The sequence below is a fragment of the Aeromonas molluscorum 848 genome, from assembly GCF_000388115.1.
Classification (GTDB): domain Bacteria; phylum Pseudomonadota; class Gammaproteobacteria; order Enterobacterales; family Aeromonadaceae; genus Aeromonas; species Aeromonas molluscorum.
The window spans coordinates 1-12,217 of record NZ_AQGQ01000118.1 but is presented as its reverse complement, the minus strand read 5'-3'; the positions used below and the strand labels follow the sequence as shown (position 1 = coordinate 12,217).

General features: G+C 55.0%; 15 protein-coding genes. 7 read left to right on the top strand and 8 right to left on the bottom strand.

Annotation, left to right across the window (positions count from 1 at the left end):
• The first annotated feature begins 112 nt into the window (after positions 1 to 112).
• The 6 genes from G113_RS14540 (at position 113) to G113_RS14520 (ending at position 3,339) form a co-directional block, all read left to right on the top strand.
• Positions 113 to 646, top strand: a complete 534-nt coding sequence (locus tag G113_RS14540) for a shikimate kinase (protein WP_236611782.1) — start codon at positions 113 to 115, stop codon at positions 644 to 646.
• Positions 647 to 793: 147 nt separating this feature from the next.
• Positions 794 to 1,150 carry a GFA family protein gene (locus G113_RS20650; RefSeq protein ID WP_005905487.1) on the top strand — a complete coding sequence of 119 codons (357 nt, stop codon included), beginning with the start codon at positions 794 to 796 and terminating at the stop codon, positions 1,148 to 1,150.
• A 168-nt stretch (positions 1,151 to 1,318) separates the two neighbouring features.
• A complete protein-coding gene (locus G113_RS14535) occupies positions 1,319 to 1,855 on the top strand; it encodes a GNAT family N-acetyltransferase (protein WP_005905485.1) in 537 nt (178 codons plus the stop codon).
• A gap of 138 nt (positions 1,856 to 1,993) precedes the next feature.
• Positions 1,994 to 2,584 carry a GNAT family N-acetyltransferase gene (locus G113_RS14530; protein ID WP_005905483.1) on the top strand — a complete coding sequence of 197 codons (591 nt, stop codon included), beginning with the start codon at positions 1,994 to 1,996 and terminating at the stop codon, positions 2,582 to 2,584.
• Positions 2,585 to 2,625: 41 nt separating this feature from the next.
• Positions 2,626 to 2,934, top strand: a complete 309-nt coding sequence (locus G113_RS14525) for a chorismate mutase (protein WP_005905481.1) — start codon at positions 2,626 to 2,628, stop codon at positions 2,932 to 2,934.
• A 162-nt stretch (positions 2,935 to 3,096) separates the two neighbouring features.
• Entirely contained in the window at positions 3,097 to 3,339 is a 243-nt protein-coding gene (locus tag G113_RS14520; protein WP_005905479.1) for a DUF3297 family protein, read from the top strand.
• A 288-nt stretch (positions 3,340 to 3,627) separates the two neighbouring features.
• On the opposite strand, the gene G113_RS14515 is transcribed toward G113_RS14520, so the two are convergent.
• The 8 genes from G113_RS14515 to G113_RS14480 all read right to left on the bottom strand — a co-directional run bounded on the left by G113_RS14515 (position 3,628) and on the right by G113_RS14480 (position 11,463).
• Positions 3,628 to 3,996 carry a DUF1428 domain-containing protein gene (locus G113_RS14515; protein WP_005905477.1) on the bottom strand — a complete coding sequence of 123 codons (369 nt, stop codon included), beginning with the start codon at positions 3,994 to 3,996 and terminating at the stop codon, positions 3,628 to 3,630.
• Positions 3,997 to 4,060: 64 nt separating this feature from the next.
• On the bottom strand, positions 4,061 to 5,422 hold the full coding sequence (locus G113_RS14510) for an MFS transporter (protein ID WP_005905475.1): 1,362 nt from the start codon (positions 5,420 to 5,422) through the stop codon (positions 4,061 to 4,063).
• A gap of 218 nt (positions 5,423 to 5,640) precedes the next feature.
• Positions 5,641 to 6,534: a heme o synthase gene (cyoE, locus tag G113_RS14505; RefSeq protein ID WP_005905474.1), complete on the bottom strand. Its 894-nt coding sequence runs from the start codon at positions 6,532 to 6,534 to the stop codon at positions 5,641 to 5,643.
• 5 nt (positions 6,535 to 6,539) lie between these two features.
• Entirely contained in the window at positions 6,540 to 6,869 is a 330-nt protein-coding gene (locus tag G113_RS14500) for a cytochrome o ubiquinol oxidase subunit IV (RefSeq protein ID WP_005905471.1), read from the bottom strand.
• Positions 6,869 to 7,483, bottom strand: coding sequence for a cytochrome o ubiquinol oxidase subunit III (locus tag G113_RS14495; RefSeq protein WP_005905469.1), 615 nt, complete (start codon positions 7,481 to 7,483; stop codon positions 6,869 to 6,871). Before G113_RS14495 ends, G113_RS14500 begins: the two co-directional genes overlap by 1 nt.
• An 8-nt stretch (positions 7,484 to 7,491) precedes the next feature.
• Positions 7,492 to 9,468: a cytochrome o ubiquinol oxidase subunit I gene (cyoB, locus tag G113_RS14490; protein ID WP_005905467.1), complete on the bottom strand. Its 1,977-nt coding sequence runs from the start codon at positions 9,466 to 9,468 to the stop codon at positions 7,492 to 7,494.
• 3 nt (positions 9,469 to 9,471) lie between these two features.
• Positions 9,472 to 10,479: a cytochrome o ubiquinol oxidase subunit II gene (cyoA, locus tag G113_RS14485; protein ID WP_083940394.1), complete on the bottom strand. Its 1,008-nt coding sequence runs from the start codon at positions 10,477 to 10,479 to the stop codon at positions 9,472 to 9,474.
• A 540-nt stretch (positions 10,480 to 11,019) separates the two neighbouring features.
• Entirely contained in the window at positions 11,020 to 11,463 is a 444-nt protein-coding gene (locus tag G113_RS14480; protein WP_005905463.1) for a carboxymuconolactone decarboxylase family protein, read from the bottom strand.
• A gap of 121 nt (positions 11,464 to 11,584) precedes the next feature.
• On the opposite strand from G113_RS14480, the gene G113_RS14475 reads away from it, so the two are divergent.
• A partial coding sequence (locus G113_RS14475; protein ID WP_005905461.1) for a LysR family transcriptional regulator occupies positions 11,585 to 12,217 on the top strand: 633 nt, incomplete at its 3' end.

Sequence of the window (12,217 nt, the reverse complement as noted above, 5' to 3'; positions counted from 1 at the left end):
ATAGACTCCGCATCACTTGCGCATGGCTTCGCCATTTTATGCGCAAGCGTTGCTCCGCTATTGCACCGTTTATGGCGACGTTATGTGCTAGGGAAAGAAATCAGGTTTGGTGATGAAAAGAATTAATGTAATAGGTACAAGTGGTAGTGGTAAAAGTACTTTCAGTCGCCAACTTGCTAGCAAGCTTAAATACCCATATTTGGAAATGGATGCGATATTTTGGAAGCCAAATTGGCAAGAGTCTACAGATGAAGAGTTCTTCTCAAATCTAACTGAGAGTCTAAGTGGCGAACAATGGGTGCTTGATGGTAACTATAACCGGACAGCCGAAATCAAATGGGCTAGGGCTGACACCATCATTTGGGTGGACTATTCCTTTTCAAGGACGCTATTCCAAGCTGTGAAACGAGCGTTAACTCGTATTGTGACTAAACAGGAACTTTGGGGTAAATCGGGTAATGTTGAGTCATTCAAAAAGTCGTTTCTTAGCAAAGATTCGATTATTCTCTGGACATTGAAAACGTATAAAACAAATCGTATTCGTTACAAAGAGTTACTTAATGACCCGAGGTATAGTCACATAAAGTTCGTTAGAGTAACTAGCCCGAAAAAGGCTAGGGTGTTCATCGATGAGCTGCGCACATAACAAGGCGTCCAAGTGGGATTCATGTCGCGTAGCATTTTTGGTATGCGGTGATTTTTGTGGTGAAAGTGGTTTGCGGAAAGCTGGTTTAGGCGGCATTCACCCCTTAACGCGGCGTTATGTGTTTTGATATCGAACAAGGAAGTCAGCATGAGCAAAGTAAAAACTTTTAGTGGGTCATGTCACTGTGGCGCGGTTCAATTCGAGATCGATACCGATCTCCCTGAATTAACTACTTGTGATTGCTCTATTTGTGCCCGTAAAAACGCTTTAATGGTTAAAGTTCATGAAACCTCTATGAGAGTTTTGTCTGGTATGGAGTCATTAACAACATATCAATTCCATACAAACACCGCACAGCACTATTTTTGTCGTGTTTGTGGTATTTATCCATTTCATCGAAAACGTGTTACGCCAGATTATTTTGGCGTTAATGTATTTTGCTTAGAGAATTTTGATCCAACGGGTATTCCCGTTCGTGCCACAGTCAGTGCAGGCATGAAATAATAGTGCGCTGAGTTAACACATAACAAAGCGTTCAAGAGGGACTCCTAACGCTTGGGGTTTTTCGTTTGAATTAGTTTTAGTGTTTACGGCACAATGGCTGCGCTTGGGCGGTTTAGCGTAGTCGCCCCTTAACGCGGCGTTATACCTTATGATGAGGAAAGAGCGCCTATGTTCATATTAGAAACCGAGCATTTGATCCTGCGTGATATGATACTCAGTGATGAAGATGCTTTTGTGGCCATGTCCCAAGATAATAAATATCAGCGTTTTTACAGTGAGTCAGATTGTGATTCTGATAAGAATCGTAAATTAACAAAGCTGTTTGTAGAACAAACAAATGAAATTCCGCGTAAGTCTTATCAGTTGGCAATAGAAAGTAAATTGACGGGTGAGTTTATCGGTACCGTTTGTCTGCGTCTTGAGCCTGATAATCAAGCATCAATGGGCTGTGGTATTGAACGAAAATCTCAAGATCAAGGCTTGATAGAGGAAGCGGTTAGAGAACTAGCGGACTTTGGCTTTAATGAACTGGGTGTACATCGTATCTATGCCGAAACCATAAGCAAAAACTTGGCAGCGATAAAGCTTTGTAACACGTTGGGAATGAGGCAAGAAGGGTATTTTCGTGAACATCGTTTTTTTAAAGAGCAATGGTGGGATACGGTCGTCTTGGCTATTCTGCGCAGTGAATGGGCAAAGGCATAACAAGCGCCTCAGAGGGACTGCCCGTGCGTGGCGTTTCCAGTCCCAATGAGCCGAGGTGGTTATGGCTGTTGTGTTTGAGTTTAGTGTTATGCGTTGCCAGCCCCTTGGACGGGCTTTAGACATAAGAATGGAGGATGCGTGTCGAAAGAGTTATTTTCCCCAGTCATTGAAACCGAGCGGCTAACCATCAGAGCCTTGACGGCCGATGATGCAGAGAGCCTGTTAGAGATATTTTCTGATCCTGAAGTCATGCGTTACTGGAATACGGCGCCGTGGACTTCCATTGAAGACGCCCTGGACTTCATTGAACAGAGCGGCGATGCGATGCAACGTCAAGAAGCCATCATCCTCGGCATGTATCTGAAGTCGACGGGTGAACTGGCTGGAAAATGTATGCTGTTTAGCTATGACAGCGCATCCAGGCGCGCCGAGATCGGCTTTGGCCTGAGTCGCGCTTGCTGGGGCAAGGGTTATATCAATGAGGCAGGGGAGGCCTTGATCCAGTACGGCTTCAATGTATTGGGGCTGAGACGAATCGAAGCAGAGATCGACCCAGACAACCAGTCGTCAGGGAAAGCATTAGAGAAACTCGGATTTTCCCAGGAAGGCCTGCTAAGGCAGCGTTGGGAAGTGAACGGCATTGTCTCCGATTCAGCCATGTATGGGCGTCTTGCAAGTGACCATGCAGCGCAGCATGGCCAGGCAGCAATGCATGGGGCAAACGCGTGATGGCGGCATCAGAGTCAAAATCAATCCGGAGTGCCTCACATATGGAAGTCAGCTGTAGCTCACTGAATGAAGTCCGCGAGCATATCGACAAGATAGATAGTGAAATCGTGGCATTGCTTGCAAGGCGCGGCGCCTTTGTCGCACAAGCCGCGTCCTTTAAGAAGACGGCAGAGGAAGTGAAAGCCCCCAACCGGGTGGAGCAGGTCATCGCCAAAGTCATCTCCCTTGCACAAGAACAAGGCGCCAATCCACAAGTGGTGGAGAGCGTTTATCGCGCCATGATTGCTGCCTTCATCCACGCTGAGCTTGAAGAACATTCACGGCTTAAGGAAAATAACGTAAAGCCCTGACAACTAGTTCAAATCGTTCGCTTCGCTGATTGGGACGACTAAAGCCAGCCCCTTAATCCGAACGGCATATCCAGTAGTCAACACGGGACGCAGCCCAGCCTTGAGCCCACGGCGGGCATTGCCTACAATGACGCACTTTTTACCAACCTCAGGTCTATAGAGATGAGCGACACCAAACCAGCACTGCCCGACCACCTTGCCGCCAACCCGCGCAGCCCGCACCATGTGGCCGAGTGCTTCGAACACGAGATTGGCATCCGCCTCAATGGCAAGGTACGCACCAATGTCGAGGAGTACTGCATCAGCGAAGGTTGGGTGAAGATCCCCTCCCCCAAGGCCAAGGATCGCTATGGCAACCCCATGCTGATCACCATCAAAGGCACCGTCGAGGCTTTCTACGCCTAAGGCACATCGTGCCACGGCGCCCTGATCAGGGGCTCAATGTCGTTATCCCAAGACACCGGCCTCGTGCCGGTGTCTTGTTTTGGGCGCTGGCCTGCTCTGATGACCTGCACTCCCTGCCAAATCCAGCCTGAGTGTCATGGCGTCAGAGGCGATGCTGGTACTCCCTCTGATTTGGTGCGCAGCAGACGCCCGCCTGGGCGGGCCTGATGACGACATCATGCCCCTGCCAAGTCCCCACAAAAGAGAGGCCCACCATCAGGCGGGCCTCTCTTTTGTGGGGAAGGCAGATCAGGCCTTTAACTCAAGCACCGCACTGAACCCTCCGAAGATCATGCGGGCGCCATCAAACGGCATCGCCTGATTGGCCGGGTTGCTCGGGTCCATTCTGGGATCCGCCATCATCTTGGCCATGGCGTCATCCCGGATGGCCTTGCTCGGCCACTCAACCCAGGAGAAGACCACAGTTTCATCCTCCTTGGCCGCCACGGCGCGGTAAAAATCGGTCTGCTTGCCGCGGGGCACATCGTCCCCCCAGCACTCCAGCACCCGGGTCGCACCGTACTCGAGGAAGAAGGGATCAAAGTGCTTGGCATGGTCAATCATGGCCTGCTTGTTGGCCGTGGGCACGGCAATCACGAATCCATCGACATATGACATAACAGCCTCCTTGTTGAGGATCTCAGCATAGCCATGGGGGCTGTTCGCTGCCCGCCCCAGGCCCTCAGCTGGCGACCAGCTGCTCCAGATCGCTGCGCTTGATGCACCGTGAGTCCACTTTGACGTAGAGGGAGCGCTCGGCGCTGGCCAGCAGCACATCCTTCACCCCCTCCCGGTCGCGCACCTTCTGCTCCAGCGCCGGTGTCGCCTCCACACCGTCAGGCAGCACGATGCGCAAGCTGCTGACATAGGGGGGCTCTTTCATGGTGAGGCTCAGGCCAAACCAGAGCAGAGCCAGCACAGTGCAGCTGCCAAACACCAAGGCGGCGCCCCCCTGGCTGTAAAGCAAGCCTCCCAGGCTGCCGCCGATGGCCACCCCGAGGAACTGGCTGGTGGAGTAGACCCCCATGGCAGTGCCCTTGTATCCCGGGGGCGACTCCTTGCTAATCAGCGACGGCAGCAGTGCTTCCATCAGGTTGAAACCGATGAAGAACAGCTGCAAGCCGGCCAGTATGCCCCACAGTTGCAGACCCGACTGCCAGAGCACTACTTCCGCCCCCAGCATCAGCAGCACGCAGATCTGGAATACCCGCTTCATCTGCCTGCGCTTCTCGGCATAGATGATGAAGGGCACCACGCTCACAAACGCGATGAGCATGGTGCACAGGAATGCCTTCCACTGCTGGTCACGGGGCAGCCCCGCCTGTTCGAGCAAGGGCGGCAGCGCCACGAAGCTCGACATCAGCAGGGTGTGCACGCAGAGGATGCCGACGTTGAGCTTGAGCAGCCGCGGGTTGGTGAGCACTCTCTTGAGCCCACCCTTGACCAGGCTGGACTCGCGGTTGAGCAGGTGCGCCTTGGGCGCAGGCACCCACCAGAGGGTGATGGCGATGCCGCCAAAGGCCAGCAAGGCTATCAGCCAGAACAGGCCGGAAAGGCCAAGGGCATGGGTGATGAGCGGCCCCGTCACCATGGCGATGGCGAAGGTGATGCCAAAGCTGATGCCGATGAAGGCCATCGCCTTGGTGCGATTCTGCTCGCGGGTCAGATCCGAGAGCAGGGCCATGACGGCGGCGGAGATGGCGCCGCTGCCTTGCAGGGCGCGGCCGAGGATAACGCCCCAGATGGAGTGGGTCAGCGCGGCAATCACGCTGCCCAGGGCAAACATCAAGAGGCCGCCGACGATGAGCGGCTTGCGACCGATGCGATCAGAGAGCAGGCCGCAGGGGATTTGCAGCAGGGCCTGGGTCAGGCCGTAGATACCGATGGCGATGCCGATGAGCGTCTCTGTGGCACCGGCCAGGGACATACCGTAGGTAGTCAGCACCGGCAGTACCATAAACATGCCGAGCATCCGCAGGGAGAAGAGGGAACCGAGAGCCCAGGTGGCGCGCAGTTCACCCCGGGTCATCTTGAAATCATGCATGACGGCCTCAGTGTGATCAAAGGTGTGTGGTCGAGGACGGGGGGTCATGGGTAACAAATTCGCGGGAGGGCGCGGGCGCCATCGCGTGGGAGAAAACAGACCTGGCCCTTGGGATCCCCATATAACAACAGAGCCGGGAAAGTTCCCGGCTCTGGATTCTACTCATTTTCAGGGCAAGATGAACCAGCCGATCTCGACTCTGAGGGCGACCTCAAGGTTCAAGGGAGCATGCTCACCAAGACGGGCACCGCATCGGGCTGGAAGTCCACCGACATCATCACGCTCAGGCAGGTAATGGTCACGATGGAGAACATGAACAGCTTGCGGGCCCACAGGGAGTCATCGACCGCCTGCTTGTAACCCGACAGCGCCATGCCCAGCCACCAGACACTGACGGCCGTGGCCACGATCAGATATTTGTAACCGGCGTAGCCGCCGAGGAACAGCATCAGGGTCGGTACCATGAAGGCCAGGATGTAGAGGGTAATGTGGTGCTTGGCCACAGAGATACCCTTCACCACCGGCAACACCGGGATGCCTGCCGCCTGATAATCCTTGAAGCGGAAGATGGCAATCGCATAGGAGTGCGGCATCTGCCACAGGCTGAAGATAGCCAGCAGGATCAAGGCGCCCGAGTCAAACTGGTTGGTCACAGCGCAATAACCGATGACCGGGGGCGCGGCGCCAGACAGGCTGCCAATCAGGGTGCCATAGACAGAGTGTCGCTTCATATAGAGGCTGTAGACCCCCACATAGACAATGAAGCCGAGCACCGCCAACAGAGCCGCCAACGGATTGGCTACCCAGTACAGCAGCGCCACACCAGCAATGCCAAGGGCGCTCGCGTACCAGAGCGAGACACCCGGGGCAATGAGTCCCCTCACCAGGGCGCGGTTCTTGGTCCGCTCCATGATGCAGTCGATGTCCCTGTCGATGTAGTTGTTGAACACACAGCCGGAGGCAACCACCAGGGAGACCCCCACCATGGTCATGATGAACAAGGGAAGATCCAGGCTCCCCTTGGATGCCAGCAGGAAACCACCGATAACCGAGATGAGGTTACCGAAGATGATGCCCGGCTTGGTCACTTGCAGGTATTGCTTCATCATCACACCACTCAACTTGGCATCATGTTGATGTTGAGGTTGTACATGATCCACAAGGATCCCCCCACCACGATGGCGATGATGAGCACGGTGAACACCAGGGCGACCAGGTTCCAACGCTCCTCGGAGGAGGTGTTCATGTGCAGGAAGTAAGCCAGATGCACGAAGATCTGGATGACGGCAGTGGCGACCACAGTGCCTAGGATGAGGTGATGGGAGGCCGTGCCATCCATCACCATCCAGAACGGGATGGCCGTCAGTATTACCGACAGCAGGAAGCCTATCAGGTACGTCTTGGCGCTGCCGTGGCTGGCGCCGTGATTGTCAACAGCATGACTCATTACATTGCCCCCATCAGATAGACCACGGTAAACACACAGATCCAGACCACGTCCAGGAAGTGCCAGAACAGGCTCAGGCACATCAGACGGGTACGGTTACGCTCGGTCAGCCCCTTCTTGGATATCAGCACCATCATGACGATGATCCAGATAAGACCACTGGTGACGTGGATACCGTGGGTACCGACCAGGGTGAAGAAGGCGGAGAGGAAACCGCTGCGCTGCGGGCCGAAGCCTTCGGCGATCAGGTGATGGAACTCGTAGATCTCCATGGCGATGAAGCCGGCACCCAGCAAGAAGGTGACCATCAGCCAGGCCTTGACCGTGCCGACCCGGTTCTGGTTCATGGCCAGCATGCCAAATCCGAAGGTGATGCTGCTAAACAGCAGTAGCATGGTCTCGCCAAACACGAACGGCAGTTCGAAGATGTCTTTGCCGCTCGGGCCCCCGGCGGTGCCATTGACCAGCACCGCGTAGGTTGCAAACAGAGTGGCAAACAGGATGCAGTCACTCATCAGGTAGATCCAGAAGCCGAACACCTTGGTGGCGCCGGCATCATGGTGCCCGTCATGGGCACCCTGATGATGATTGTGTTGCAGAATATCAGTAGCCATATCGGTTCTCATGCCACCTTGCTGATGTTGTCATGATGCTGACCTTCGATGCGTTCGATCTCGTCGACCTGCACGTAGTAGTCCACATCATCGTTGAAGCTGTGAATGATCCAGGTGGCTATCATGCCGACGAAGCCGGCGATGGCCATCCACCAGATGTCCCAGATCATGGCGAAACCAAACACCACACTGAAGGCGGCAATGATGACGCCCGCGCCCGAGTTTTTGGGCATGTGGATCGGGGCATAACGCTGGGGCTGCTGGTAGGCAGTGCCGTCCTGCTTGGCTTCCCAGAACGCGTCCAAGCCAGCGATCTTCGGCTCGATGGCGAAGTTGTAGAAGGGAGGCGGTGAAGAGGTTGCCCACTCCAGGGTACGGCCACCCCAGGGATCGCCAGTCAGATCGCGGTTCTTCTCGCGGTCACGAATACTGACCACCACTTGAATCACCTGACACAAGACGCCGATGGCAATCAGGCCAGCGCCGCAAGCGGCCACCACCAGCCAGCCATGGAAGGCGGGATCTATCTGCTGGCTGACCCGACGGGTCATGCCCATGAAGCCCAGCACGTAGAGCGGCATAAAGGCCACGAAGAAGCCGGTGATCCAGAACCAGAAGGAGCGCTTGCCCCAGGTTTCGTCCAGGGTGAAGCCGAACGCCTTCGGGAACCAGTAGGTGATGCCGGCGAAGCAGCCGAACACCACGCCACCGATGATGACGTTGTGGAAGTGCGCGATCAGGAACAGGCTGTTATGCAACACGAAGTTGGCGGCCGGCACCGACAGCAGCACCCCGGTCATCCCCCCAATGGTGAAGGTGATGATGAAGCCGACGGTCCACAACATGGGCGAGGTGAACGCGATGCGGCCCCGGTACATGGTGAACAGCCAGTTGAAGATCTTAACCCCGGTCGGGATCGAGATGATCATGGTGGAGATGCCGAAGAAGGCGTTGACGTTGGCGCCAGACCCCATGGTGAAGAAGTGGTGCAGCCAGACCACGAAGGAGAGCACGGTAATGGCGATGGTCGCCCACACCAGAGAGGTATAACCAAACAGCTTCTTCTTGCTGAAGGTCGCCACCACTTCCGAGAAGATACCGAACACCGGCAACACCAGGATATAGACCTCGGGGTGACCCCAGGCCCAGATCAGGTTGATGTACATCATCATGTTGCCACCCATGTCATTGGTAAAGAAATGGGTACCCAGGTAACGGTCTGCGGTGAGCAGGGCGATGGTGACGGTCAGGATCGGGAAGGAGGCGATGATCAGGATGTTGGCGCACAGGGCGGTCCAGGTGAACACCGGCAGACGCATCATGGTCATGCCAGGTGCCCGCATCCTGATGATGGTCGCGAAGAAGTTGACCCCGGTCAGCAAGGTGCCCAATCCCGAAATCTGCAGACTCCAGATCCAGTAGTCGACCCCGACCCCCGGGCTGTACTCCTTGCCGGAGAGCGGCGGATAGGCCAACCAGCCGGTCTGTGCGAATTCACCGACCCCGAGGGAGATGTTGATCAGCACCACGGCCGCGGCGGTGAACCAGAAGCTCAGGTTGTTGAGGAAGGGGAAGGCCACATCACGGGCGCCGATCTGCAGTGGCACCACAATGTTCATCAGACCGATCACCAGCGGCATGGCCACGAAGAAGATCATGATGACGCCATGGGCGGTGAAGATCTGGTCGTAGTGATGGGGTGGCAGTATGCCCTCGCCCCCGGCCGACGCCATCACCTGCTGGGTACGCATCATCACCGCATCGGCGAAGCCGCGCAGCAACATGACCATGCCCAGAATGAGATACATGATCCCCAGTTTTTTGTGATCCACCGAGGTGAACCACTCCTGCCACAAATATTGCCACTTGCCGTAATAGGTTATCAGCCCGGCAAGGGCCATCCCGCCGAGCAATATGCAGGCAACCGTGACCACGATAATGGGCTCATGGTAAGGGATGGCTTCGAGTGTTAATTTTCCAAACATCTATTATTCCCCGGATACCGCTTGTACTGACTGGCTAGCCATCGGCATATTCATCTGACCGGCATGATCCTGGTGCTCAGCATGTTGCTGGTGTGCACTGTGATCCATGCTCTGGCCATGACTCATATCCATTTTTTCGCCTGCTTTCATCTTCATGCCATGACCCATGAACTTATTGATCACCTTGGTGAACAGGGCCGGGTCGGCACTGGAGAAATACTCTACCGGATGGTATTGGCTGGGTTTGGCGAGCACATCAAACTCACCCATGGTCATGAGCGGCTTGGACGACTGTTTCACCTTGGCGACCCAGGCATCGAAACCGGCCTGATCCGACGTGGCGATCGCCTTGAACTTCATGCCAGAGAAACCGGCGCCGCTATAGCTGCTGGAGATACCGTCGTATTGACCGGCCTCGTTGGCGATAAGGTGCAACTTGGTCTGCATGCCAGCCATGGCGTAAATCTGACCGCCCAGGCTAGGAATAAAGAAGGAGTTCATGACCGAATCTGAGGTGATACGGAAATTGACCGGCGTATTGGCCGGGAAAGCCAATTCATTGACAGAGGCTATGCCCAATTCCGGATACACGAACAACCATTTCCAATCCAATGAGATCACATCAACCTGAACAGGTTTGACGTCAGATACCAAAGGTTTGTATGGATCGAGCTCGTGCGAGGTTTTCCAGGTGATCACTGCCAGGATGGCGATGATGATGACGGGAACCGTCCAGACGACAACTTCTATCTTGGTAGAGTGGGCCCAATCCGGTGCATAAGTGGCACTGGTATTGGAAGCGCGATATTTGCGGGCAAATACCACTGCCATGACGATGACTGGAATAACCACAATTAACATCAAATACAATGCTGTTAATATCAGTGACTTTTCTTCCAGGCCAACTTGGCCCTTGGGATTCATTAATGCCATATCGCAACCACTCAACAAACCAGTGACGGCAATTAATAGCAAAACCCCCAAGCCCTTCTTATATTCCAAAGGTCTCATGCTACTTCCTTTATCTATCTTGCAAGACGTAAAGCTATAAATAAAACGCATTATTTTGAGCAAGACACACCCATGTGAACAACATGAAAAATTAATCGAAGCAAATGGTTACTTTTTGGAAACCATATGTCAGCGTCTCATTAACTAATCGCGAAGCTGATCCGAACAAATAAGTACCCCATACGAAGCCTAAAAAAGTCATCGCCAAGCAAAATGAACAATACCTGAACAGTTGACACTGTGAAGAGTGGGGTTAATGAGCAAACCCCGGAATCGATATAAATGCAGGGAGACCGCAGCAGACGGGCAATCCGCTCATCTCCAAAGTCGGATTAATTATATTTCCAGACCACTCTTGCCATGAATATCATCCAGGGGAGTGTGTCCACTTAGGATTATTTAACCAAAAACAAACAAATAAAAACATAATGGAAACATTAGCTCGCAATAAACATTTCATTGTGATGCATGTTATTGCGGCTGCGCCATATCAATATGCCCTACCCCAGGCACACTCTGGCACCTGGAGTGGGGCCTGGATTAACGGCAGTCATGTTCCATCTGGGTGGCAACCGCGACCCGGTTCCAGGCATTGATGGTGATGATCTGCATCAGACACTGGGCCAGCAGGGCATCCCCAAGCAGTTGCTGTGCTTGTCGATAGGTGTGTTCGGTGACGCCCTGCCCGGCAATCAGGGTCACCTCATCGGTCAGCGCCAGGACGGCGCGCTCACGCGCATCGAAGCGCGGAGACTCGCGCCAGGCCGCCAGCGCCAGCAGACGCTGGGGGCTCTCTTGCATCTTCATCGCCACCTCGGCATGCATCTGGATGCAATAGGCGCAACCATTGATCATGGAGGCGCGCAGCTTGATGAGCTCCTTGAGGCTGAGGGGAATGTCCGTGCTGCCGAGATAGGATTCGAGGCCCATCATGGCTTGGATGGCGGCGGGGGCCTGGCTGGCCAACTTGATACGGTCTGGCATTGTGATGCTCCTGTGAGAGATGCCCGATGTTGGGCGACAACGGCATTGTCCATCCACTCACTGGCAAATAGAATACAGCTACAAACCGCAACAGTTTTGCGTTTACCGCAAAGGAGTCACAGTGCTGGATCGTGTCCGTATCCTGGCCCAGGTGGTTGAATCAGGCAGCTTCTCCCGCGCTGCCCGGGCCCTCAATCTGGCCCCCTCCTCGGTAACCCGTTCCATAGACAGCCTGGAAGCCCAGCTTGGGGTTCCCCTGTTCAAGCGCAGCACCCGCCAGCTGCAGCTGACCGAACAGGGGGAGTATTTCCTGGCGCGCTCGGTGCGACTGCTGGAGGAGGCCGATCAGCTGGTGCAATCCCTCCAGCCTTTGCACGAAGTGCCCAGCGGGGCGCTGCGAGTCTCGGTATTCGAGAGTTTCGGCGCGGCTTGCCTCTCGCCGCTGCTGCCCGAGTTTCTGGCTCGCTACCCCCGGGTGCGTCTCGAAGTCGAGCTCGATAACCGCCTGGTGGATCTGGATGCCGAGAATGTGGATGTGGCGATCCGTATTGGTCGCCCGGCCGACAGCAGCCTGCATGCCCGCCATTTGCTCACCAATCACTCCCTGCTGGTCGCCTCCCCCGCCTATCTTGCCCGCCATGGCGAACCCGCCACGCCATACGAGATAGCCGGACACAACTGCCTGATCCGTGGTCATGGCCGCCAGCGTCAGCACTGGTATTTCAGCCAGGGCTCACAGCAGTGTCGGGTCGCC

Coding starts and splice junctions, on each gene's coding strand:
- G113_RS14540 (WP_236611782.1), top strand. CDS start 113: ATGAAAAGAATTAATGTAATAGGTACAAGTGGTAGTGGTAAAAGTACT.
- G113_RS20650 (WP_005905487.1), top strand. CDS start 794: ATGAGCAAAGTAAAAACTTTTAGTGGGTCATGTCACTGTGGCGCGGTT.
- G113_RS14535 (WP_005905485.1), top strand. CDS start 1,319: ATGTTCATATTAGAAACCGAGCATTTGATCCTGCGTGATATGATACTC.
- G113_RS14525 (WP_005905481.1), top strand. CDS start 2,626: ATGGAAGTCAGCTGTAGCTCACTGAATGAAGTCCGCGAGCATATCGAC.
- G113_RS14520 (WP_005905479.1), top strand. CDS start 3,097: ATGAGCGACACCAAACCAGCACTGCCCGACCACCTTGCCGCCAACCCG.
- G113_RS14515 (WP_005905477.1), bottom strand. CDS start 3,996: ATGTCATATGTCGATGGATTCGTGATTGCCGTGCCCACGGCCAACAAG.
- G113_RS14510 (WP_005905475.1), bottom strand. CDS start 5,422: ATGCATGATTTCAAGATGACCCGGGGTGAACTGCGCGCCACCTGGGCT.
- G113_RS14500 (WP_005905471.1), bottom strand. CDS start 6,869: ATGAGTCATGCTGTTGACAATCACGGCGCCAGCCACGGCAGCGCCAAG.
- G113_RS14495 (WP_005905469.1), bottom strand. CDS start 7,483: ATGGCTACTGATATTCTGCAACACAATCATCATCAGGGTGCCCATGAC.
- cyoB (WP_005905467.1), bottom strand. CDS start 9,468: ATGTTTGGAAAATTAACACTCGAAGCCATCCCTTACCATGAGCCCATT.
- cyoA (WP_083940394.1), bottom strand. CDS start 10,479: ATGAGACCTTTGGAATATAAGAAGGGCTTGGGGGTTTTGCTATTAATT.
- G113_RS14480 (WP_005905463.1), bottom strand. CDS start 11,463: ATGCCAGACCGTATCAAGTTGGCCAGCCAGGCCCCCGCCGCCATCCAA.